The sequence below is a fragment of the Variovorax sp. AB1(2024) genome (assembly GCF_037482385.2).
In the GTDB taxonomy this organism is placed as follows: Bacteria; Pseudomonadota; Gammaproteobacteria; order Burkholderiales; family Burkholderiaceae_C; genus Variovorax.
Map to the genome: position 1 here is coordinate 3090285 of NZ_JBBHKP020000001.1, position 23608 is coordinate 3113892.

Here is a 23608-nt window from a genome sequence, read left to right on the forward strand (position 1 = left end):
TTCAACGTTTCCTCTCTCCCGCAGAAATCCTATGCCTACCCAACTCGTCCAGGTTCCCCCCGGCGCGCGACACCTCCGGTTGCGCCAGCGCTTGTCTTTCGTTTCGCTCAGGCACTTCATGCAAGTGGGTGTGCATGCGTTCTTCGTGGTCGCGGCAGTGGGGGCTTCGGCCAACAACGTGGGCGAGAACAGCGCCTGGCAGTTCCAGACCTCCGCGGACAAGGCCAACCAGGCCGCGGTGCAGGACATGATCCAGCGCAAGAAGGCCGGCAGCTATGGGGCGGCCAACTACACCACCAACAACTACGTCGGCAAGCAATACAACTGCGACATCACGGCCACGGCACAGGGCAACCAGGGCACCAACAGCACGGTCGCCAATTCGCCCAGCACCAGCGGACCGGCCGCCAATTCCACGGGCAATGCCAACACGGGCTATGGCGGCGCGGGCACGGTGACGACGGGCCAGGCCAATACCGGCACCGTCGGCTCGTTCGTGAACGGGTCCACCAGCAGCAGCGTGCAGGGCTGGTCCAGCCAGGCCCTGAACTCCAACCAGACCAACACCGGCAACCAGAGCGCCAGCGTCGGCGGCAGCTCGGCATGCGCATTCGGCGCGCTCAACTGACAGGGAAGAAGAAAGAATGATCACGTTCGAGTCGATCCGCGCATTGCCGCGCGTCAAGAAGACGGCCGCGTCGCGCGGCCTGCTGGCGGCAGCCGCCGTCATGAGCCTGGCCGGTTGCGTGACCGCGCCGCAGCAGCAGCTTGCGCCGAAAGAGGCGCCCATCGTCCTCGGCCCAGCCGTGCGCGAGAACATCACGCCGATGGAGCCCGTGCTCGCCTGCTTCGGCGACCACGTGGCCGCCATGCAGCGTCCGCCCATCGTCATCACCGTGGGCGACGTGAAGGACTACACCGGCAAGTACAGCATCAACGAAGGCAATGCCATCACGCAGGGCGGCGCGCTGATGGTGTATTCGGCACTCGGCAAGCTCGGCGGCGCGGTGCAGGTGGCCGAGCGCTTCGACCCCGTCATCGCCGAACGCGAGCTCGGCTATGCCGACCGCCGCCAGCTCGGCGATGGCCGCACGCACCAGCTCGCCGGCCCCAACGGCGGGCAGGTGGTGCCGTGGCTGCCGTACTTCGGCGGTTCCATCAACAAGTCCGACTACTTCATCGTCGGCGGCATCACCGAGCTCAACTACAACATCAACTCCGGCGGCGCCGAGGTCGCGGTGAACCAGGTGGGCATCAAGGCGCGCACCTTCAGCCAGTCGGTGGGCGTGGACCTGCGCATCGTCGACACCAAGACGCTGATGATCGTCAAGACCATCAGCCTGACCAAGCAGTTCAACGGCTACGAGGTCGGCTTCAACGTCTTCCGCTTCTTCGGCAGCAAGCTGTACGACATCGACGTCGGCGCCAAGGGGCAGGAACCCGTGCAGATGGGCGTGCGTGCCGCGCTCGAAGAGGGCGTGGTGCGCCTGGTGGCCGCCGTCTCCAAGGTCGACCCCGAGCCTTGCCTGGGCATGCGCATGAACGACCAGCTGCAGATGGTGCCGGCCGAGAAGCTGCGCAGGGTCGCCAACCCGCTGGTCGATTCGGCCGGCACGCCGGTGCAGCAGGGCGAGGCCGTCAACGCGGCCAGCCAGACCGGCGCCAGCCTGTCGGGCTCCAGCGTGCAGATCCCGTTCGAGTTCGGCGCCGCCGCGCTCACGGGCGGCACGCTGAACCTGCTCGACCAGATCGCCGCGGCCGCCGCCAAGGGCGCGACCGAAGTCGTGCTCGTGGCGCGCGACACCGAGAACTGGGACGCCGGCAAGCGCGACATGTTGACCGACCAGCGCATCGGCGTGGTCACGTCCGCGCTCGCGTCGCGCGGAATCGCCCCCGGCGGCATCAACGTCACATGGCGGCCTGACAAGGCGGACACGTCGATCCATCGCGACGGTCCCGGCTTGCAGGAGATCGCCAAGCTCCGCGTGCAGGGCGCGGGGAGGGGTGGACCGGCCCGCACGGTCCGCGAGGAGAACGCAACCGGAGGGAAGTAACCGACACCGAGTCCTCAACCGCACCACCACCACCACAACGCATCACGTTTCCAGATCGGTCCCCTTCGGGATCGAGTCAGTCATCCGATCCAAAAAGGAAAATCCATGAAGAAGAATCGCAAGAATCACGGCGCCGGCACCCCGGCGCTCGGCAGCGTCGGCCTTGCAGTGCTCGCCATGCTGATGGGCAGCGGCGCGCAAGCCGCCGATGTGAGCTTCGGCACCCCGTCCACAGTGACGGTCACGGGCCACAAGACCGTGCAGAGCGTGCAGGGCAACACCGTCGGTGTTTCCGCCGACACCTCGGACACGACGACCGGCGTCACCGTGGTCGGCCCGCAGGCCGGCACCAGCAACACGACGACCAACAACCAGGTCAAGCCCACCGCCATCGGCAACACCTTCACCAACTCGATCGACCTGTCGCTGACCGGCAATGCTCCCGACTCGAGCGCCGAAGGCTCGGCTTCGCTCGGCGTGCAGACCAACAGCGGCGTGGTGTCGAGCACCGCCAACAACAACGTCGTGAAGGTCGACCTGACCGGCTTCACCAGCGGCAGCGCTTCGAACACGGCCAACACCATCGCGGCCAGCACCACGCTGAACAGCGGCGCCTCGACGATCGCCGGCACGGTGCCGAACGACTACACCTCCGGGACGGCAGGCATCACGAGCATCAGCTACACGCCCGGCGGCAACTCCGCCACCGCGCAAGGCAGCATCGCCATCACTTCGGCGCAGATGGGCACGGGCGCCGCCTCCAGCGCGACGGCCGGCGAGAACGAGGTCACGCTGAGCCTGACCTCGCCCGCCATCGCCACCGTGACTGCCGGTCCGGTGCTCGACAACAACACGGTCTCGGCCACTCTCAAGGGCAACGCCGCGACCAGCACGGCCAGCATCCAGCCCGGCGGCGCGCCGACGTTCGTCGGCTCGGCCGTCGTGTCGAACCTGCAGCTGAACCAGGCTGCCGGCGTCGGCGTGACCCACAGCGCTGTCACCGAAGGCACGACCATCGGCGCGACCGTGGCCGGCAACGCCCCGGGCGTCACCAACACGCTGACGGGCGGTCTCTCGGTCCAGGGCAACACCGTGTCGAGCGCGGTCACCGGCAATGAGTCGCTGGGCGCGGCGGGCGTGGCGGGCAACCGGATCGTGCTGGGCGACGGCATGTCCGTCACCGGCTCCGGCGGCCCGGGCTTCAACAACGCAAGCTTCAACGGCGGCGCCTTGTCGAACGTCGTGGCGGCCGACCTGGCGATTCTCAACAGCCAGGGCAATGTCGGCGTCTCGCTTTCCAGCCAGACGCAGGGCACGTTCATCGGTGCCGCGGTGCAGTCGATCGACAACGGCTCGGTCAACCTTTCGGGCAACAGCGTGACCTCGGCAGCCACCGGCAACGCGGCTTCCAGCGCCATTGCCAGCGGAAATAACGCGGCTGCATTTGCAGCCACCGCCGCGCTGGCCAGCCAGCAGAGCAACTACCGCGCCAGCGTGGAAGCCAGCACCGGCCCGTCGGCTGTCGGCGTGATCTCCGGTTCCGAGAACGGCACCAACAACGCCAGCACGCTGACCGTGGGCAACAACCGCATCGCGGCCACCGCTTATGGCAGCAGCGTGAGCCAGAACCTGTCGCTCGAAGCGAATGCAATGCCCCTGGTCGGGACCGCATTCCTCAACGGCGGCAGTACGCCCGACGGCAACGTGAACGCCAACGGCGCAGCAACGGTGTCGAACCTGCAAGGCAACTACGGCGCCGCGGTCAGCGCCACGAACGCTCTCTCCGTCCTCGGCCTGAGCGCCGATTCGCGCGGCACCGGCGGCGACACCATCAAGGCGAGTGCCTTCGCGGTCAACGGCAACACCCAGGAAGCAGTGGCTGTCGGCAACAGCGCGGGCAATGCGCTGTCGCTGACCGGCACCAGCGTGGGCTCGGGCGCCGGCGTGGCCAATGTGCAGGTCGTCGACGGCAACTCGCCGGTGCAGGCCGAACTCGTCGGTGCCACGGCCACCGCGTACCTCGGCACGCATTCGACCGACACCAGCGTGGCGCTGACCAACAACCTGCAGCGCGCTGTCGGCTACGCCAATTCGGCATCCAACACTCTGAACGTTGCGGCCAACGGCGCCAACGTGGCTGCGGCGGGTGGACCCGCTTCGGTCGTGTTCGCTGCCGGCAACAACGTCAGCGCCGGCTACGGCGTGCTGAGCAGCCAGTCGGCGCTCGGCGACGTGACCGCCAGCGCATCGGGCACCGCGCAGCTCCTGCCGGTGAGCGCACTGCAAGTGCTGGTTGAAGGCAACGTCACGCGCGGCACCGTCACCAACGAAGGCAACGCCTTCGTCGGCGCGGCCTACGGCAACGACGTGGCCAACGGCGCGAAGCTCGCGCTGGGCACCGGCGTGACGACCACCGGCTTCTCGTCGGTGGCGAACGTGACCAGCGTGCAGAACGCGGCCGGTGCCGTCGAGGCAGCCGCGTCCGGTGGCTCGGTGGTGAACACGAGCATCGAGGACAACCTTGCGAACTCCTCGGTCTCGACGTCGACCAACCAGATCCAGGCGCTGGCCTACGGCAACCGCGCGAGCGGCAACACGCTGTCGGTGACGGGCAATTCGCTGTCCACCGCAAGCACCGCCGGTGTTCGCCAGGGCGCCGTGTCGAACGTCGGGCAGCTGATCACCGATGCTTCGTTCAGCGTGCAGAACGTGCAGACCGGCTCGGGCTCTGTCACCGCCACCCAGCGTGACACGACCACGAACCCGGCTTCGCCCCTCGCCGCACAGGTGCGCACGGACATCGGCGGCTCGGTCACGGGCTCCACGGTCGCGTCCAACGGCAACAGCTCCAGCGCTGCCGCAACGAGCAACAGCGCCACCAACGGCCTGACGCTTGCGGGCACCACTATCGCCACCTCGGGCGCGCTGCAGAACTCGCAAGGAACGAGTGCCGACGTGAATGCGCTGATCGGCCTGGCCGGTACGCCTGGCTCGCCGGCTACGCCTTCGACGCCGTTCACTTACAACGCGCACGTGCTGGATCCGGAAGCCCTCGGTGGCAACACCCTTGGCGGCAACACGACAATCACGAGCGGCACGCTGGGTGTGTTGCAGTCCAGCCTGACGCCTGCAGAGATCACTTACCTGACCTCGAACGGCTGGGCGGTTGGCACGGGTGCGAACGCCGGTCTGCTGACGGCACCCGCCAACATCCTGGGCGTCGTTTCGACGACCACCTACGACAACTTGCACGCGTCACAATCGGTACCCTTCAACGCAACGATCCCCGGCGCGTCCGCAACGGCAGCCGTACCGAACCAGGGCGGCGTCACCGTCGCCGTGGCCGGCGCGGTCACCAACTCGCAGCTGAGCGTCAACGGCAACACCGCCAACGGCGCGGTCACCGGCAACACCGCCACCAACAGCGTGTCCGTCACCGGCGGCAACATCGCTGCGGGCAGCGGCGCCACCGTGGCAACGGCGGGCACGCTGCCGCTGGGTTCCGGCACCGGTGCGCAGGCCGACCATGCGCTGTCGAACGTGCAGCAGGTGAACGAAGGCGCAAGTCTCACGACCAGCGTGTTCGGCACCTATGCCATCGACACAACCGCGGGCGCGGCCATCTCGGGCTCGACCCTGAGCGTGTCGAACAACAGCCAGCGCGGCAGCGCGGTCGCCAACACGGCGGCCAACAGCGTGGCACTGAGCGGCAACAGCGTGCAGGCCACCACGGCGCTGGCGTCGCAGCAGAGCAGCGCGGCTGCGGTGTCGGCCGGCTCGGCACTCGAGCTGTACGCACCGGGTGCGGTGTCGAACTCGTCGGTTGCTCTTTCGGGCAACAAGAACGTGTCGCTCGGCGTGATCAACGACGTGACCAACACGCTGGCCGTCACCGGCACCAACGTGACGCCCGTCGGCGCCGCCGTCAACGCGACCCTGAACCCGGCCACCGCCACCGGCGACCATGTGCTGAACAACAACCAGGTTGCCTCCACCAGCGTGAGCAGCGCGGCCAGCACGCGCCTGTACAACCAGGACCAGGTGGCAACCGCCACCGCGGGCCTGGCGAACAGCAGCGTGACCGTGACCGGCAACAGCACCGCGGCAGAAGCCTCCGCCAACCGCGCCGACAACAGCGTGGCCCTGAACGGTGCGGCGCTGCAAGGCGCCAACGCCGGCCTGGTCAACACGCAGAGCAGCTCCGCGGCAGTGGCGTCCAACGCCACCACCTCGGCCACGTTCCAGCTGAACGGCACCGCACCGGCCTCGGCCGCGGCGCTGAACAGCGGCGTGACGATCGACGGCAACAGCACCACGTCGCTGGCGCGCGGCAACGCGGCCACCAACGCGCTGAACGTCGCGGCCGGCAGCAGCTACGGCACCTCGACCGCCGGTACGGCCGGCAGCACGCTGGGTACCACGCAGGCCACGGCCGCCGTGCTGAACACCCAGGGCAACTCGGGTGCGGTGACGTCGAACGCCACGGGGACTTACCAGGTCGCGCTCAACGGCCAGGCCGTGGGCACCGTGCCGGGCCTGATCAACGGCACGGCGGCTGTCACGGGCAACACCGTGGCCGCGCAGGCGTACGGCAACAGCGCGACCAACACGCTGACCGTGACGGCACCGGCCACCGGTCGCCCGACCGCCGCCATCGGCAACTACCAGACCAACAGCGGCGCCATCGTCGCGACGGCCACTGGTGTGAACTACGGCGTGGGCGTGACGGGTGCGACCAACGGCAGCACCCTGCGCGCCGCGGGTAACCAGGTCACCGCCACGGCGGTGGGCAACTCCGCCGTGTCCACGATCGCGTCGGCCCGCTAAGGGTTGCCGCTCCAGCCCCGGCGGGATTTCCCTCGCCGGGGCTTCTTGTCCGCCCGGGCCGCTTGCGCGGTCCGGCGTCGCAGGCCCCAAGGGCGGGGCCATGCCGGGTTGGGCAATGCCGTACGCCGGTTCCGGATCGATCCACATCGCTTCCGGCTTGCCCTCTCGCCAGGAAAACCTTCAGCCATGTATCTGCATCCCCTCATAGCCAAAGTGCCGCCCGCCGAACGCGCGGCCCTGGTCCAGTGCAGCGAGTTGCGCTCGTACCGGCGCAACGACGTCGTGCTCAACGCCGACGAATGGACGGACCGCATCTACTGTGTGGCGAGCGGCCTCTTGCGCGTGGTCGCGCACGGCCGCGAAGACGGCGGCGACGTCACCACCGACTTCATTCGCCAGGACGACTTCTTTCTCAGCCCCTCATTCTCCGAAGACCGCTACCAGGCCATGCAGACGCTCGTCGCGGCCTTGCCGTCTTCGGTCTACCTCGTGCCCGTGGCGGCCGTGCGCAAGCTGTGCGGCCAGTACCCGGAAGTGGCCATCGGCCTGCTGGGGCTCGCCATGAAGCGCATGTCGGTCATTCGCGGGCAACTGCGCCGCATTTCCGCGCTGTCGTCCGAAGACCTGGTCAGCCGCGTGCTGCACCAGCTGACCCAGCTCGCCCCGGCCGTGACCGGCGGCTACGACAAGCGCATCACCCAGTCGGTGATCGCCTCTTACTCCGGCCTTTCGCGCGAGGTGGTCAACAAGACCATTCGCGACCTGGAGAGCCGCGGCCTCGTGCGACGCGACGAGCACGGCGTGCACGTGGACGCCGATTTCGCGGCCACCGACTTCGGCGGCCTGTTGCCGGTGGAGGAAAACCTCTCGCACATCGAGCCGCACCAGGGCAATCCGATGTTCGCGCCCGACATGCTCGACGGCTCGCGCGGCTCGGCCGACCGGACCGGCAAATCCGGACGGCCCTGATCAGCTTGCCTGCACCTGCGAGGCTTTCCATGAGATGAACCTGGGGCGTGGATGAAGTTTCGCCCGCAGTCGCCAGTTCGGCGCGCGCGCCGTATCCTCGACGGCGTTCTGCGGATCCACATGAAAACTTCAAGACACCCACTTCTTCGCCCGCTGGTCGCGCGGCCGCGGCTCTTCATTGCCGCGGCCATCGCCATCGCGGTCGGCATCCTGCTGCCGTCGGCCATCGAGGCCCACCTGGTCACGCGGCTGCTCATCGCATGGAACACCGGCGCATGCCTCTACGTGGCACTGGCCGCGACGATGATGATCCGGTCGTCGCCGCAGCACATGCGCTACCGCGCGCAGCTGCAGGACGAGGGGCAGATCGTCATCCTCGTGCTGGTGGTGGTGTCTGCCATCGCGAGCCTCGCGGCCATCGGCGGGGAGCTGGCGGTGGTTAAGGACATGCACGGCTTCGAGAAGATCGCGCACATCGCGCTGGCCGGGCTCACGGTCATGTCGTCGTGGGCCTTCACGCAGATGATGTTCACGCTGCACTATGCGCACGACTACTACGCGGCAGTCAGCAAGGGGCGCAAGCCGGGGCTGCAGTTTCCCGATGACGAGGTGCCGACCTATGGCGACTTCTTCTACTTCTCGGCAGTGATCGGCACTTCGGGGCAGACGGCGGATGTGTCCTTCGTGTCGAAGCCCCTGCGGCGCATCGGCTCGGTGCACTGCATCCTCGCGTACCTGTTCAACACGACGGTGCTGGCGCTGCTCATCAACATCGGCGCAAGCCTGTTCTGAGCGGCCAAGGGAGGGGAAATGCGGGCGTGCCAATAATGGCGCCATGCCTTCTTCGAACCGACTTTCCCCGACCCGTTTCTTTCTGTTGCTTGCGTTGCTGCTGGCCCCCTTGATGGGTTGGGCGCAAAGCCGCGCGGAAGCGCTGCTGCAGTTCGAAGGCGTGCAGGCGCGCTACCAGGCTTCGTATGCGCCGGGCGCGGTGGCGCGCGGTGCGCGCGAGCTGCTGGAGCCCGACGACCAGGCCATCGCCGACAAGGCCCTGAAGGCACTCGACGCCGCCGCCAGCCGGGCATTCAGCGCCAAGGCTTCCGTGGCCGCAATCCAGCAGGAAGTGGCATCTGCCGGCAACGGCGGTGCCGCGCCCAGCCCCCAGGTGCTGGCCGCCGTCGCCCGCTTCGCGAAGCTGCGCGCCGACTACGCCGCCATGAGCGAGGCCGGAAAGGCCGAATTCTTCAGCCGCGAACGCGCCAAGCCGGCCGACCCGGCGCGCACCGAACTGCTCGAACGCATGGCCGTGGGCGACGTGCGCGAAATCGATTTCTCGAGCCAGCTGCTGATGAGCGCGGTGGTCAAGCAGCTGGCGCGCGGCAACGGCGGCCAGCTCAGCGCCTTGCCCGACAGCACGCTCGACATGGCGCTGGACACCCTGTGGTCGCGCGGCGTGACTTCGACGCGCCCGCGCAACCTGATGATCGTGGCGCGCGAATTCGAAAAGCAGGTCACGCAGGCGCTGCTGGCCGCGTCGCCCGACGAAGACGTGGCCGCCTTGCTGGCCTGGCGCAACGAGCCGCAGGCGGCGGCCGAGCGCGAGGCGCTGGTGGGAACCTACCGCGCCGAGGTCAAGGGCAGCGGCGGGGTGGCGCTGCGCACGCTGATACGCGGCTGGCCGCGCTCCTGAGCGCAGCACCCGCGTTGCCGCAGGGGCGGCCCCTGGCGGTCGCCGTCGCATATCCGGAGGCGCGTGGCATCATGAAAACGCCCGGCGTCCCGGGTTCGATCCTTCTTCCTCATATCCCACAACAACACAGGAGACCTCACTCATGTTTCCCATCCGCATTGTTTCGCTGGCCATCGGGCTTGCCGTGTCGGTGATCGCACAGGGCGCCGCCGCCCAGGCATGGCCCACCAAGCCGATCCGGCTGGTCGTTCCCTTTTCCGCTGGCGGCGCCAACGACCTGATGGCGCGCGCGGCGGCCGAGGGCGCGTCGAAGCAGCTCGGCCAGCCGGTCATCGTCGACAACAAGCCCGGCGCGGGCGCGATCCTGGGGGCCGACGTGGTCGCCAAGAGCGCCCCTGACGGCTACACCTTTCTCGTGAGCGCGGCCGGCGTGGTGTCGAACAGCATGATCAAGAAGAGCATGCCGTACAAGGACGATGCGCTGGTGCCGGTTGCAATGATCGGTCTGGCGCCTTCGGTCATCGTGGTGCCGGCCAATGCGCCCTACAAAGACTTGAAGGAGTTCGTCGCGGCCTCCAAGAAGTCCGGCGGCGGCTTCCACTGGGCCACCGCGGGCACGGGCAGCACGCCGCATTTCGTCGAAGGCATTCTCGAGACGAAGTACGGCAGCAAGCTCGACGTTGTGCCCTACAAGAGCGGTTCGGAGTCGATCACCGCGGTGCTCGGCAGCCAGGTCGAGGCCACCTCGGAAGCCAGCATCGTGGTGCTGCCCTATGTGAAGAGCGGCAAGCTGAAGGCGCTGGCCGGCACCTGGACACAGCGCATTTCGGCCTACCCCGACCTGCCGACGGCGGCGGAAGAGGGCTTCCCCGAGATCCGCATCGCCCACTGGGCCGGCGTGCATGCGCCGCGCGGCACGCCCGACGCCATCCTGGACAAGATGGCCGCGGCCGTCGACGCCGCGATGAAGGCCCCGGCCACGGTCGAGCGCCTGAAGGGCATGGGCATCGAGCCTATCGGCGGCACGCGGGCGAGCTTCACCAAGTTCGTCGACGAAGAGCGCGTGCGGCTGGGCGGCGTGGTCAAGGCCACGGGCATGAAGGAAGACTAGCAACTGGCACGCAATGTGCATGCAGCTTGTCGAGCCGCGAGCGGATACGCAAATCGGCACGTTTCCAGCGCATGAAAGGGCAATTGAGTTAGCGGCGTCAGAAAGTTCCTCGTCATTGTTTCAATTTCATGAACACTGCGGTTCGATTGAATAGGGTTTTCCCTAGGAATCGTGGTGCACACTTGAGGCACTCAAAAGCCCAATGAAGAAGGAAATTGAAATGAAGACCTCGAACATCCTCGCCGCCGCCGCTCTGTCCCTGCTCGCCGCCGCTGGCGCCCACGCAGAAACCTACGAAGGCGTGCAGCCCCTGACCTCCGGCTACAGCCGCGCCGACGTGGCGCCCCAAGCCGTGGCAGCCGCCCGTGCCGGCAACGCCTACGGCGACAACGAAGGCGCCGCATCGACCGCAACCCCGGTCCTGGCCGCTTCCGTCGACCGCGCCACCGTTCGTAGCCAGGCCGTCGCCGCTGCACACGCACCGGGCCAGAACCTGCGCCCCGAAACCTTCGCCGGCAGCGTGATCCCCGCTCAAGCCAAGAGCCTGAGCTTCACGCGCCAAGCCGGCCTGTAATCGATGAAGGCGGCGCAAGCCGCTTCGGTCACAAGCCAATGAAAAACCGGACCTGCGAAAGCAGCGTCCGGTTTTTTCATTGGGGCCTGGCTTTGTGCCTGGCGCCGTGCCGGTGGCAGTCCGCGGCGTGGTCGTCGACGATGCCGGTGGCCTGCATCCATGCGTAGACGATCACCGGCCCGACGAACTTGAAGCCGCGCTTTTTCAGTGCGGCGGAGATTTCCTCCGACAGCGGCGTCTTCACAGGCACGCTTCCGGTGCGGTTCACGATGGGCTTGCCGCCCGCCATACCCCAGATGAATTCAGAGAAGTCTTCGCCCGCCGCCTGCATGGCGAGGTAGGCGCGCGCGTTGCCGATGGTGGCCTCGATCTTCGAGCGCGAGCGCACGATGCCGGCGTCCTGCATGAGCCGCTCGATGTCGGCTTCGGTGAACTTGACGATCTTCTCCGGCACGAAGCCCTTGAAGGCTTTGCGGAATGCGTCGCGCTTGCGCAGGATGGTGAGCCACGACAGGCCGGCCTGGAAGCCGTCGAGCATGAGCTTCTCCCACAGCGCGCGGCTATCGTGCTCGGGCACACCCCATTCGGCGTCGTGGTAGGCGGCCAGAAGCGGGTCGGTCTGGGCCCAGGCGCATCGGATTTTCGGGGGCTGCTGGCTCATCCCGCCCGCCTAGCCCAGCCTGTGCGCGTGCAGCATCGCCTTCAGCCGCCGCACTTCGTGCTGCAGGTCGAGGATCAGCGCCGCCGCGTCCAGCCCCACGCCGAAGTCGCGTTCCAGGCGGCGCGCCTCGAGTGCGTATTGCAGGTCGGTGCTCGAGAACTGCCAGCGCTCGGGCTGTGTCTCGGGCGTTTCGATGCGAAGGATGCCGACCTCGACCAGTTGCACCACCCATGCGGTGTCTGCGCCCACGGCATGCGCCAGGTCGCTGGCCGCGAGCGGCTGCGAGGCGCTGATGGCGGTGGCGGTCGTGAGTGTGAAATTCACCATGCTCAGACTCCCAGATGCTGGCGTGGGTTGAACGATGCCGTGGCTTGCGCCAGCTGCTCGTAGGCCTTGCGGGCATCGTCGCTGTCGGCGGGCGGCAGCGCGATTTCGATCAGCAGGTACAGGTCGCCGGGCGTCTTGCCCGCGAGGCCCCGGCCCTTGAGCCGCAGCTTCATGCCGCCGCGCGCATTGCGGGGCACGGTCACCTCGACCAGGCCGCCGGTCGGCGTCGGCACCTGCACTTGCGCGCCCAGCGCCGCCTCGGCGGGCGTGACGGGCAGCGTCATGTACAGGTCGCGCTCTTCCACGCGGTACAGCTTGTGCGGCGCGATGCGCACTTCGAGGTACAGGTCGCCCGGAGGCTCGCCGCCGTGGCCGGGCATGCCTTGCCCCGCGAGGCGGATGAACTGGCCCGGATGCACGCCCGGCGGAATCTTCACGCTGAGCGTGCGGTTCTCCCAATGGGGATGGCCCTGCGCGTCGAGCGTCTGCGCGCGCAGCGTGATCTCGCGCTCGGCGCCGTTGAGCGCGTCTTCGAGGGCGATCTCGATGGCCGCGTGGTGGTCTTCGCCGCGCGCCTTGTAGTTCTTGCGCGTGGCGCCGCGCCGCTCGGCCTCGCCGAAGAGCGAAGAGAAGAACTCGCTGAAGTCGGCGTGGTCCGCGGGGCCCTGGTTGGGGCCGCGGTGGAACTCGAAGCCTTCGTCCCAGCCCGGCGGCGGCTGGAAGTGGCCGTCGGGGCTGCCGCCGCGCGCGACGCGCTCGGCCAGCGCGTCGTAGGCGGCGCGTTTTTCCTTGTCGCCCAGTACGTCCTTGGCCTCGTTGATGTCGCGCATGCGCTTCTCGGCGTCGGGCTCCTTGCTGACGTCGGGGTGGTACTTGCGGGCGAGCTTGCGATAGGCCTTGCGCACCTCGTCGTCGGACGCGGTGCGGTCGATGCCCAGAGCGCTGTAGTAGTCCTTGAATTCCATGGTGTGTGGCGGTTCGTTGTATGGACGGCTGGTATGGCTCGGGGCGCTTCGCGGGGTGCTAGGCCAGGGCCGCCTCGCCGTCTGTGTCTGCATGCCGCAGCAGCGGCGTCACGGCCCATGTGGGGCCGCTGCGTTCGAAACGCAATGGCTGCGCATTGCCCAGGAGCTTGAAATCGACCGGCACGCCCAGCAGCGCGGCCAGTGCATACAGCGTGCCGCCGTGCGCCACCACCAGCACCGGGGCGGGCTGGCGCAGGGCCGCGTCGAGCGCGGCGCGCTTGCGCACGACGAACTGCGTGAGCGTCTCGCCGCCCTCGGGCTCGCAGGCCCAGTCGATGTTGGCCGACGAGGTGCCGATCAACGCGCCGAAATTGCGCTCTCGCAGCGCTTCGTGGGCCGTGGGCGCCAGCCGCAGCGCGGCGGCCACCGTGTTCGCGGTGTCGAAGGCGCGCCGCGCATCGCTGCAGACGATGGTGCGGATCGGCTCGCCCGCCAGCAGCCCGGCGGCGCGTGCCGCCTGCTGCAGGCCGAGTTCGCTCAGCGGCTCGTCCGGCGCCTGGAAGATGCGCTGCGCATTGCGCCCGGTCTGGCCGTGGCGCAGGAAGTAGAAATGGTCGCAGGCCGGCGCGAGCGGCTGCGCCGCCGCGATGCGGATCAGCTCGTCGAGCCCGCTCGCGGCGGTGTGGGAAGGGGAAGTCTGTTGCGGCATGGGCGAAATGATGTCAGTACGCGAGCTGCAGCGGCGCGCCCTCGCGCTGTGCCCGCACGTCGGCGGGGTGGAACGGCAGCGGGTGCCACTGCTTGGCCGCGAACAGCGGCAGCTGGTCGAAGGCGCGCGGCGAGGCCGGGTCGCTGCTCTGGCCGTAGGTCAGCAGGCCCTGGGCGACCGGACCGTTGGCGTCGAAGGTCACGACCTGCATGTAGCTGCTGCCGTAGTTGACGTTGTAGCCCTTCGGGTCGATCAGCGACTGGCCCTGCGACTCCAGCTTGTTGAGCACGCCCTCGAACTCGTCGCCGCCATGCAGCGCGATCTTCTGGCCGCGCACCAGGCGCGATTGCGGCACGCCCAGCGGCACGTCGGCTGCGAAGCCGGCGGTGCGCAGGATGCCGACCGCCTCGCCCAGCGCCTTGAACACCGCGTCGCGCGTGGCGGGCGCGGCCATGTCGAGGCCGGCCGGCGTCGCCACGGGTTGGGTGGGGTCGAAGGGCACGCGCCAGACCTTCGGCACGTCCTTGGTCTTGCGCCAGAACTCGCGGAACAGCGCCGCGCCCTTCGAATCGGCATTGCTGGTGCGGTCCCAGGCCGACAGCACGCGGCAGCCCAGGGCCTGGTCGGCATTCAGCGTGCCGGCACTGGCCCGGCAGGCGGCCTGCAGGTCGTCCATCACCAGCATGCCGGCGAGGTTCTTGTCGCGGAAGATCACGCTGCGCAGCTCGGCCGCGCCCATGCGGTTGCCGGGCAGGCCGTCGCTGCCCGCCAGGCGGCCCCGGATTTCCATGATGGCGCTGCGCGTGCGCAGCCGCTGCGGCACGCCCACGGGGCCTACGAGCGGCGAGACGCCCGCCATCGGCGCGGTCTCGGGGTTGCTGAGCCAGAAGCTGTCGTTGCTGTTCTGCACGTAGTCCGGCGTGATGACCACCGGCATGCGGGCCGGCGCGATGACGCCGGGCGCGGCGGCCGCGCTGTCGCGGTTCCAGGCGCAGGCGCTGCGCGAACCGTCGAGCACCGGCAGCCCGGCCGCATTGAGCAGCGCGGCGGCGGCGGGCGAGGGCGCGCAGGCCTTGAGCATGTCGGCCGACACGTCTGGCACCACCGACAGGTCGGCGTACATGGCGTTGCCGTCACGGTCGGCCGCGATAGTGTTGATCCACGGCATGCCCTGGTTGCCCATGGCGGCGCGCAGCTCGGCCACGTTGCGGGCCTGGGCCATCTTCATCCAGCTTTCGGCCGAGCGCACGTTCAGCGTGTTGGCGTCGCGGATGGCGTAGGCCTTCTGCGCGGTCCAGCCCAGGCCGGCGCGCGGCAGCGAGATCACCGGGCCCCAGTCGGTCGAATAGAAGGTGTGCTGCAGCGGCGCGGCGCTGCCGCCCGTTGCCGCGGCCGGCAGCACCACGGTGCGCGCCACCATCTTCTTCGGCTGGCCGTCGACCAGGTACACCGTCGGGTCGCTGGGGTCGAGCTTCAGCTCGTACAGCGTGAAGCGCTTGCCCGTCGACACGGTGTGCGTCCAGGCCACGTCCTTGTTGAAGCCGATGGCCACCACCGGGCTCAGGCCGCCGGTGGCGCCCATCACGTCGACCTTGCCGGGAATGGTGAGGTGCATTTCCCAGAAGCGGTTGGTGCCGGTCCAGGGGAAGTGCGGGTTGCCCAGCAGCAGGCCACGGCCGTCCGGCGTGGCGTTGCGCCCGAACGCCCAGCCGTTGGAGCCGAGTTCGCCGCCCTCGGGGTTGGCGTTGAAGCTGTGGCGGCCGATTTCGGCGACGGCTTCCTTCAGCGCGACCGGCGCGGCGCTCGTCCTGGCGCCGGGGGCGGGCGGCACTGCGGCCAGCACCGCGCCGGCCAGCGCGCCCACGCCGCCCTGGATCATCGACATCTCGGTGGCGCGCGACAGGTCTGCCGCCGTCATCGGCCGCACCCAGGGCTTGCCGCGGCACTCGGCGGGCAGGCCATTCGGGCCGGCATCCTGCAGGTAGCGGTTGTAGCCGGCCACGTAGCCGCGCAGCGCTGCCTGCACGTCGGGGCTGGTGGTGGCGCCCGCGCGCGCCAGTGCCGCGTCGTCCATGTGATAGCGGATGAACAGGTCGATCTGCGCATTCGGCGCGCGGCCCAGGCCCAGGTCGCCGGTGTTCTGCGGCCCCAGGAACTGCGAGCGGTCGCCGCGCAGCGTGAGCAGGTGTTCGGCGGTCTGGCAGACGTTGTCCTGCGCATGCGCATAGGCGCTGCCGTACGCCAGCCCTTCGTAGTCGGGCGCGGTGATGTGCGCGATGCCGAAGGTGGTGCGCTCGATGGTCACGCTGCGCCCGCCGGGCGGCGGCGTGCTCGCGCAGCCGGCGAGCAGGGCGGCCAGGCCCATGGAAAGGGCAGTGAGCGCAAAGCGGGAGGGCGTGGCGTTCTTCGATGTCATGCGGGCGTCTCTATTGTTGGAATGGAACAAGCAAGCCGATTAAAGGACGAGCCTTTGCCGCGCGATGTCACCAGCGCGGCATGCCGCGCCGTATTCAGCCGAATTTCATGCCCTTGGGGCGGGCCTGCAGCCGGTTGATGTAGGCGTCGATCTTCGGGCGGTTCGAGCGGCCGCCGAATGCGCGGTGCCAGATGAACATGGAGCCGATCATCACGTCGGCCGCCGTGAACTGCGAGCCGAACAGGTAGGGCCCGTCGCCGAGTTCGCGCTCGACCGCATCCTTGGCGGCCTCGAAGTCGGTCCAGCCGCGGGCGCTGTTGTTGCTGCGGATCTTCAAGAGGCTGTCGCCCATCGCGGGCTCGAGCTGCGAGGTCGAATAGACCATCAGCGACAGGTAGCGCCCCCGGTCGACCGAGCCGACAGGCGGTGCCAGCCGCTTGCCGGGAAACTTCTCGGCCAGGTACATGCAGATGGCCGCGTTCTCGAACACGCGCGCGCGGCCGTCCACCAGCGCGGGCAGCTTGCCCGCCGGGTTGATCTTCAGGTACTCGGGCTTCTTGTGCGCCTTCTCGCGGATGAGCGTGGTCACGATCTCATAGGGCGCGCCGGTCTCGTCGAGCATCCATTTGGCGACCTGCGAGCGGCTTTGCGGGTCGAAGTAGAGCTTCATGGTCATCGCGGTGTCTCCTGGGTCTGGCGGAACTCAGAACTTCGGAATGCGCAGGGTCTTGCTGATCATCAGCGTGCCCGAGAGCGCGAACATCAGCACCAGCGGATGCAGCTGCCACGGGCCGATGGTCCAGGCGCCGCCCCACGCCGATGCACCGATGCTGCCCTGCCACGCGGCATAGGCCAGCACGGCCACCAGCACCACGCTGGTGGGAATGGGCGTGCCCTCGAAATACTTCACCTTGTCGGCGCCGGCGGACAGCGCCTCGGCCGTCACGTTGTAGCGCGCGAGCCGGCTCACGCCGCAGCCGACGAAATAGATCAGCAGCACGCAGTCCCAGCCGCCGTTCAGCCCCGCCGCAAAGCCCAGCGCGGCCGGCGCCACGCCGAAGGAAATGATGTCGGCCAGCGAGTCGAGTTCGCGGCCCAGGGCCGACTGCGTCTGCCGCCAGCGCGCGATGCGCCCGTCGAACACGTCGAAGATGAAGGCCGCGGGCGCCAGCGCCGCCGCCCACAGGAACTGCGGGAGCGACTGGCTGGCCATGAAGGCCATTGCCAGGAACACCGCGCCCACCCCGCATGCCGCATTGCCGAGCGTGAAGACGTCGGCCAGGTGGAATTCCCGGATCATCGAAAAATGCTTGCGGGCCGGCGCGGGCGAGGGAGTGGTCATGGAAAGGTGTGGAGCGATGGGCGAATGGACCGCACCTTAACCCAAGCGCCGGATGCTCCTTGTAGTCGCGGTCCGACGGCTACAGAGGGCCGCGATGGACCCCGATCGGGCTCAAACGCCCTGGCGCGCCTCGGCGATCCGCGCAAAGCGACCGAGCAGGCTGGCGGCCGTGCCGGTCTCGCTCACGCCGTTGCGCAGCGCTTGCGGGTCGGCGCCCATGGCGGTCAGTTCGCCGCGCAGGTTGTCGATGTAGCCGCGCATCGCCTCGGCGTCGAATTCCGGATGGAACTGCACGCCCCAGGCGTGCTTGCCTGCGCGAAAGGCATGCACCGGCTCATGCGCGCTGGCGGCCAGCGGCACCGCGCCTTCGGGCAGGCGCAGCGCGCTCTGCCAGTGCACCGCGTTGGCCGGAAACTGCGCGGGCAGGCCGCCCAGCAGCGGGTCGGTGGCGGCTGCCTCGGTGAGCGACACCGTCACCGTGCCGACCTCCGCGCCGCCCGGATGGTTGCCGGCCTCGCCGCCGAGGGCATGCGCCAGCAGCTGGTGCCCGTAGCAGATGCCGAGCACCGGCGTGTCGAGCGCCACGGCCTTGGCGAGCCATGCGGCCGTGGTTTCGCTCCACGGTTCGCGGTGCGACACCATCGCATGCGAGCCGGTGACGACCACGCCGGCCACCTGGACGGGGTCGGGCAGGGTGTCGCCGCGGCGCGGGTCGATCACCAGGATGGGAAGTGTCTGCGTGCCGAGTCCGTCGGCAACCCAGTGTTCGAAGTCGCCACGGCGGGCGCGCAGCGCGTCGAAGGTGCCTCCGACCTTGACGATGACGAGGGGGAGCGGGGGGCTGTTGTCCATGACGCGATCATGCCGCAGGTGCGCTGCGGCCCCGCTGCGGCTACAGTGGCGCGATGCGCGCATTGGCACTCCTCATTCCGGCGATCCTTGCCGTGGCCGCGGCGGCGTCCCCCGGCGGTGCCCGCGCGGAAGTGATCCGCTGCACCGATGCCAGCGGCGCCGTCTCTTACACCAACGTCGAATGCCCGGCAGGCAGCAAGCAGGCGCGGCAGGTGCCTATCCTCGAATCGCCACCGCCCGACCCGGCGCGCCGCGACTCTTCGCCCACGCCGCAGCGCTCCGCTCCGCCGTCTCCGCCGCCATCCTCGCCGCCCAGCCGGGTGGCGAGCAACCCGCCCTCGGGGCCGGCCATCATCCCGCGCTTCCCGGCCGAGACGCAGCCGCAGCCGGCGGCGGAGCCACCGGGCGTCGTCGTGTTGAGCCCCGACCCGTACTACGACCCCTACTACGACGGCGCACGTCCGATCCGCAGGCCGCGGCCCCCGCATGCGGTCGACCCCGGGCCGCCGCCCGGCCAGCGACCCTGCCAGAACCTGGCGGGCATCAAGCGCAACAACTGCTGAATAAGAAAAGCGAATGAACGGCGACGGTTCCGTGGCCACGGGGCTTCCGTGGGTGGTTCACTGCGACGGCAGCGCCATGCCCAACCCGGGCCGCATGGGCATCGGCGCCGTCATCACCGCGCCCGACGGCAGCCGCCACACGCTGTCGCAGGCCACGCACGCCATCGGCTGCAACAACGAGGCCGAGCTGCTGGCGCTGACCGCCGCGCTCCACGCACTGCGCGACAAGGGCGCCACCGCCGTGCTGGCCTACAGCGACAACAGCACGCTGGTCGAGCAGCTTGCCGCGCCGGGCGCCAAACCCATCGAGCGCATGGCCCCGCTGTTCGACGATGCCCGCGCGCTGCTCGGCAGCTTCGCGCATGCGCGAGTGCAATGGATTCCGCGCCACCGCAACGGCGAGGCCGACGCACTGGCACGCGCCGCGCTCGGCTTCGGCCCCAAGCCGCCGCCCAGGCACGGGAAGAAAAAGCGTCGTTAGAGTGCCGCGGGGGGAGGGGCCGGCCGGAGCCCCTATCATCACGCGCCATGACCGAAGCCACTCCCACTCCTTCCTCTTCTTCTTCTTCTTCCCTCCCGCCTCTTCCCGACCACCTGTCTTCCGACCCGCGCAGCCCCCACCACCTGGCGGCCGCCTTCGAAGGCGACATCGGCATCCGCTTCAACGGCAAGGAGCGCCTCGACGTCGAGGAATACTGCATCAGCGAAGGCTGGATCAAGGTGCCCGCCGGCAAGACGCTTGATCGCAAGGGCAAGCCCCTGCTGCTCAAGCTCAAGGGCAAGGTCGAGGCGTACTACAAGTAAGCGGCGCGCTTTTTTTGTTTCTCGATCAGCGCCACTGCAGCAGCAGCGACCACGGCTGCCGGCTCATGTGGCGGTCGATGCAGCCCGCCGCGCCGGGTGTGCATCCCTCGGGCAGATAGCTCGGGTCCAGCCAGCGCGTGCCCGGCGCAAAGTCCAGCCGGCGCCGCGTGACCGACTGCAGCACGTTGCCGCCCACCGTGTCGAAGCCCGTCGCATCGACGGCCACCACCACATCGCAATGCATCGGCAGCGCATCGCCGCCGGTGGGCCGCGTCGCCAGCACCTCGCCGATCTTGTCGAAAGTGTCGAGGTCCGCGCCCGCGCCGCGCGCCTGGCAGACCAGATCGCCCACGCGAGGCGGCGTGCGCGTCAGGTCGCAGGCACGCAGGGCGTAGCGCGTCGGGCGCCCGGCCTGCTCCTCGATGCCTGCCTGCCACGCGGCACCCGCGTAGTCCACGTGCGCTTCGGAGAAGACGAACTCGTCTCCCGCCAGCCCCGCCTGCCGCGCGAGCCAGCTGATGAAGGCCGCCGACCACGGCGTGTCGATCACCGCGACCCGCTTCAATGCGACATCGACCGCGCGCAGCTCCGGCGAGTCCAGCCCCTCGTCGGGCCCCACGCCCATGCCCTGGAGGCGCGCGGCCGAAGCCTCGTTCAGCGACTGCATCAGCAACTGCCGGTAGGCCGGCCGCAGCCCGCCGTAGCGCACTCGCGAAGGCAACAGCGGATCGACCGCCTGCCAGTAGCCGACCACCCGCTCCCAGGGCGCAAGGCCTGGCACCGTGCGGCGCGTGTCCTCGGCCTCGGAGTCGCCGTCCGTCGTCATGCGGCCCTCGGCATCCATCGTCTGCCCGCCGAAGGCTTCGTGCTCCTGCGTGGCGAAGGTGGCCATGGCGAGGGCGCGTGCGGGGGAGGGGGATTGGAGGGCGGTGTCGAGGCAGCCCGGGGCGGCGAGTGCCGGCGCGCAGGCGCTGGCGAGGCACAGGGCGGCCAGGGCTGACTTGGCTTGGTGCGGGAGAGAAGAGGGGGAGGCGTTCTGTCGCGGCATGTGGGCGGGGAGCATAGCCCGGTGTGTCGCGCAGGGGGGTGGGCAGAACGCCGATAGCGGCGTTGGTTTTTTTACTGCGGCAATCGCTGGCCGGCACTCTGCTTGGTGAGGGCGGCGTGTGCTGGCGGACCTCGCGGCGAAGACTTGATGGAGACGGCGACGGCGACGGCGACGGCGACGGCGGCGGCGGCGGCGGGGTGGCGGGCTTTGGTGCCGAGGGCAGCTTTGCAGCGACTGCAGTCGTTGGCCAAGCGTCGAGGCTGCATCGCCCGAGCGCATGAGCAGTCATTGGTGAACGGCGGCTTTCTGCCGCTCCGCGGCATCGATTTACCATCGCGAGCGTATCCATGGGACTGCGCACGCCGCTACCGCTAATCTTGAGCACTTGGCTGTAGATCATGGTCTGTCACGTCGGCATGGCCCAGCAGGTCCTGGACCCTTCGGATTGAGAATCAAGCGTCTGACCAAACTGCAGTCATCATTAGGGAGGGTGTCAGGCATCGAACTGGTTGCCTCCGTCTCAATGCTTGAACAGAGCTTCGAAGACCTCTTCAAGCTCAGTCGGCCGGTCGGCCGCCAACGGTTTTGACAGGGCTGCCGCCTCCTCGCGCGTCAGGACAGCCGCACATGCCGCAAGCGCACGGTCGGGTTTGGGGCCAGACCCGGGCGCTGCAGCGGGGTAGTAGTCCTCAATCGCGCCTCTAGAGAGAACGCAGACTCCTTGCCCGCGCAGGCAGTCCAACAAGGGAACGAGGGCCGCAGCGGCTTCCGCGTCTTCAGTGCAGACCCGCATCCGGGCGATTTCCTTCTCCCAGACGAATAAACCTTCGAGGGCCTCGTAGGTCTTGGCGTCCACCGGGGAGCCTGCCTGTACGGCCTGGAGCGCCGCCTTGGCGGCTTCGTACCTTTCTTTCCATGAATCCTGGTTCGCACGCCGCTGAATTTGGCGCGGCTTAGGTTCTGCCTTTGTGCCCAATGCCGCAATCCGTCCATCAAGCGTTTGCAGCAGCTTGTCGCGAAGGTCTGAGGACTCCTTGTCAGTGCCCAAGTGCTTGAAGCCGTCGAAGATTGCGTCCAAGTCGGCGACCAAGCGAACCGAGATGCCGAAGCTCTCGAAGAAGTTACGGAACTTCAGGAAGTTCCCCTTGCCGGACACCCGAACAAGCGCGACGTTCCGCCGTTCGAAATCCCACTCATCTTTGAACAACTGGGCGACGTGCTTGCAGTAGGCATCGTCCGATTCGCCCTCGAAGAGCACCACGCTCTGGCTGAAGAACGCCGCGTCTGCGTGCTCGAACCGGGCAAGGCGGAACGTCTCTGCATCAGCTTTGTTGAGCGCAAAGTTCACTGGGAACAGCTTGGCGATTGGCTTCGGCGCTGCTGCCTGTTTTGCGACCCGCACGAACGATGCGGTGACGCCTGGGGCGAAGAACAGGGGCGAATGTGTCGTCACGAGGACCTGGTGGTTCTCTGAGATGCGAGCCAGCGTGTTGAAGAGGACTCGTTGCGACCGCGGATGCAGGTAGAGCTCGGGCTCCTCGAAGAGAAAAATGAGTGGACGCGGCGCCTTACCACCAGCGTCGACCTGAACCTTCTGCTTGTCCTGCCGATTCACGTAGGCCTGCAGCAGGGCGAACGTCAACGACCTTTTGATGCCATCGCCCTTGTTGTCGATGAGGTCGTGCGAGCCGTCGTCGATGAAAATTTGAGCGGCATTTAGGATGGTCTTCAGTTCCGGCGGCGGAATCTCGAGCTGCACTCTCACATTCGGAAAGTTCGCGCTTAGCAGTCCTTCCACTTCGCTCTCTAGACCACGGACTTTGGCGTGGCGGCTATCGACCACCTTCCCTTCTATGGTGACTCGGTTGAAGAGCGAGTTCACCTTCTCCAATGCTGTGTTTACGTGGGCAAGGTCTTCGGCCATGTCTTCCAACAGGAGACCCAATAGACGACCGAACGACGTCGACTGGGATGTCTTCAGGTCGTCGTTCAAATTCTTGACGGCCGGTATGTAGATGGGCTCAGGCAGGAGCGGCGAAATCGAGGCGCTGATGCCGGAGGGCAGGGCGGTGTACCCCGATGTGAACTGTTCGGGCGGAAGCTTGGCAACTTGCTCCTTGACGAATGCCTTGGCCGTTCCAAGAAGCTTCAGCGGCTCGGAGTACGCTGCCTTGAACTCGGGGTAAGCCGTCCAAAGGGCTTCCTCAATGGCTACCTGCCCCTTCTTGCCGGACAGCGCCGCTTCAATCGCGTCTGACCTGTAGCGCTCCTCCTTCGGCTGCTGCGCCTTCACCTGGATGCTGACCGACTCCCCTGGAGCATAGGCCACGCGGAGCGCCAGTTTCTCATCAACGATGAGTCCCGCAATCTTGCCCTTTGCTTCGTCAGACAGGCGAGCCAGGTGCGCCTCAGTGACGCCTGAGAGCTCAAAATCGAAGGACACCGGCTGGCTCGAGTCATAGAAGTGAGCGGACGGTATGTTCTTGGGGCGGTTCAATGCAAAGACGATGGCTTGCATGACCGACGACTTGCCCGCGTTGTTCTCGCCGACGAGGCATGTGAAGGACTCCGGACTGAGGTTGTCGGCCTGGATCCCCTTGAAGTTTGATATTGCAATGTGCTTGAGCTTCACCCTGTTCCTCTCTGCAGAATTTCTGGATTCTTGTAGCGCAGCAGGGTGCGGCGAGCCGTACTGA

21 protein-coding genes are annotated in these 23608 nt (G+C 68.0%); 11 read left to right on the forward strand and 10 right to left on the reverse strand.

Annotation, left to right across the window (positions count from 1 at the left end):
- Positions 1–118 precede the first annotated feature (118 nt).
- The 8 genes from WIX39_RS14380 (at position 119) to WIX39_RS14415 (ending at position 11225) form a co-directional block, all read left to right on the forward strand.
- A complete protein-coding gene (locus WIX39_RS14380) occupies positions 119–628 on the forward strand; it encodes a hypothetical protein (protein WP_081266767.1) in 510 nt (169 codons plus the stop codon).
- 16 nt (positions 629–644) lie between these two features.
- A complete protein-coding gene (locus tag WIX39_RS14385; RefSeq protein ID WP_081266676.1) occupies positions 645–2054 on the forward strand; it encodes a CsgG/HfaB family protein in 1410 nt (469 codons plus the stop codon).
- A gap of 105 nt (positions 2055–2159) precedes the next feature.
- Positions 2160–6881, forward strand: coding sequence for a beta strand repeat-containing protein (locus WIX39_RS14390; RefSeq protein ID WP_409195268.1), 4722 nt, complete (start codon positions 2160–2162; stop codon positions 6879–6881).
- 186 nt (positions 6882–7067) lie between these two features.
- A complete protein-coding gene (locus WIX39_RS14395) occupies positions 7068–7850 on the forward strand; it encodes a Crp/Fnr family transcriptional regulator (RefSeq protein ID WP_106934932.1) in 783 nt (260 codons plus the stop codon).
- Positions 7851–7970: 120 nt separating this feature from the next.
- Complete coding sequence (locus WIX39_RS14400) at positions 7971–8642, forward strand: DUF1345 domain-containing protein (protein ID WP_234382670.1); 672 nt, start codon at positions 7971–7973, stop codon at positions 8640–8642.
- Between the two features lie 43 nt (positions 8643–8685).
- Positions 8686–9540: a hypothetical protein gene (locus tag WIX39_RS14405; RefSeq protein WP_106934931.1), complete on the forward strand. Its 855-nt coding sequence runs from the start codon at positions 8686–8688 to the stop codon at positions 9538–9540.
- A 142-nt stretch (positions 9541–9682) separates the two neighbouring features.
- Complete coding sequence (locus tag WIX39_RS14410) at positions 9683–10651, forward strand: Bug family tripartite tricarboxylate transporter substrate binding protein (protein ID WP_106934930.1); 969 nt, start codon at positions 9683–9685, stop codon at positions 10649–10651.
- A 220-nt stretch (positions 10652–10871) separates the two neighbouring features.
- Positions 10872–11225, forward strand: a complete 354-nt coding sequence (locus WIX39_RS14415; RefSeq protein WP_081266769.1) for an alpha/beta hydrolase — start codon at positions 10872–10874, stop codon at positions 11223–11225.
- A gap of 76 nt (positions 11226–11301) precedes the next feature.
- On the opposite strand, the gene WIX39_RS14420 is transcribed toward WIX39_RS14415, so the two are convergent.
- The 8 genes from WIX39_RS14420 to WIX39_RS14455 form a co-directional block, all read right to left on the reverse strand.
- Complete coding sequence (locus WIX39_RS14420; RefSeq protein WP_409195269.1) at positions 11302–11886, reverse strand: DNA-3-methyladenine glycosylase I; 585 nt, start codon at positions 11884–11886, stop codon at positions 11302–11304.
- A gap of 9 nt (positions 11887–11895) precedes the next feature.
- Positions 11896–12213, reverse strand: coding sequence for a chaperone modulator CbpM (locus tag WIX39_RS14425; protein WP_081266682.1), 318 nt, complete (start codon positions 12211–12213; stop codon positions 11896–11898).
- Positions 12214–12215: 2 nt separating this feature from the next.
- Positions 12216–13178, reverse strand: a complete 963-nt coding sequence (locus WIX39_RS14430) for a DnaJ C-terminal domain-containing protein (RefSeq protein WP_081266683.1) — start codon at positions 13176–13178, stop codon at positions 12216–12218.
- A 58-nt stretch (positions 13179–13236) separates the two neighbouring features.
- The gene (locus WIX39_RS14435; protein WP_409195270.1) at positions 13237–13887 is read right to left on the reverse strand and encodes a histidine phosphatase family protein; all 651 of its coding nucleotides are present in this window, start codon (positions 13885–13887) and stop codon (positions 13237–13239) included.
- Positions 13888–13900: 13 nt separating this feature from the next.
- Positions 13901–16303, reverse strand: a complete 2403-nt coding sequence (locus WIX39_RS14440) for an acylase (protein WP_409195271.1) — start codon at positions 16301–16303, stop codon at positions 13901–13903.
- Positions 16304–16397: 94 nt separating this feature from the next.
- On the reverse strand, positions 16398–16979 hold the full coding sequence (locus WIX39_RS14445) for a glutathione S-transferase family protein (protein ID WP_081266686.1): 582 nt from the start codon (positions 16977–16979) through the stop codon (positions 16398–16400).
- A gap of 27 nt (positions 16980–17006) precedes the next feature.
- A complete protein-coding gene (locus tag WIX39_RS14450) occupies positions 17007–17645 on the reverse strand; it encodes a CDP-alcohol phosphatidyltransferase family protein (protein ID WP_106934925.1) in 639 nt (212 codons plus the stop codon).
- 111 nt (positions 17646–17756) lie between these two features.
- Positions 17757–18497 carry a glutamine amidotransferase gene (locus WIX39_RS14455; RefSeq protein WP_409195272.1) on the reverse strand — a complete coding sequence of 247 codons (741 nt, stop codon included), beginning with the start codon at positions 18495–18497 and terminating at the stop codon, positions 17757–17759.
- Between the two features lie 53 nt (positions 18498–18550).
- Here WIX39_RS14455 and WIX39_RS14460 point away from each other — a divergent pair, with 53 nt between their 5' ends.
- The 3 genes from WIX39_RS14460 to WIX39_RS14470 are packed head-to-tail and all read left to right on the forward strand — an operon-like array spanning position 18551 to position 19864.
- Entirely contained in the window at positions 18551–19060 is a 510-nt protein-coding gene (locus tag WIX39_RS14460; RefSeq protein WP_409195273.1) for a hypothetical protein, read from the forward strand.
- A 13-nt stretch (positions 19061–19073) separates the two neighbouring features.
- Entirely contained in the window at positions 19074–19541 is a 468-nt protein-coding gene (locus tag WIX39_RS14465; RefSeq protein ID WP_409195274.1) for a ribonuclease HI family protein, read from the forward strand.
- Positions 19542–19588: 47 nt separating this feature from the next.
- Positions 19589–19864, forward strand: a complete 276-nt coding sequence (locus tag WIX39_RS14470) for a DUF3297 family protein (RefSeq protein ID WP_409195275.1) — start codon at positions 19589–19591, stop codon at positions 19862–19864.
- Positions 19865–19889: 25 nt separating this feature from the next.
- Here WIX39_RS14470 and WIX39_RS14475 read toward each other — a convergent pair whose 3' ends face one another.
- Positions 19890–20756 carry a DUF2272 domain-containing protein gene (locus WIX39_RS14475; protein ID WP_409195276.1) on the reverse strand — a complete coding sequence of 289 codons (867 nt, stop codon included), beginning with the start codon at positions 20754–20756 and terminating at the stop codon, positions 19890–19892.
- 676 nt (positions 20757–21432) lie between these two features.
- Positions 21433–23544: an ATP-dependent nuclease gene (locus WIX39_RS14480; RefSeq protein ID WP_409195277.1), complete on the reverse strand. Its 2112-nt coding sequence runs from the start codon at positions 23542–23544 to the stop codon at positions 21433–21435.
- Positions 23545–23608: the final 64 nt, after the last annotated feature.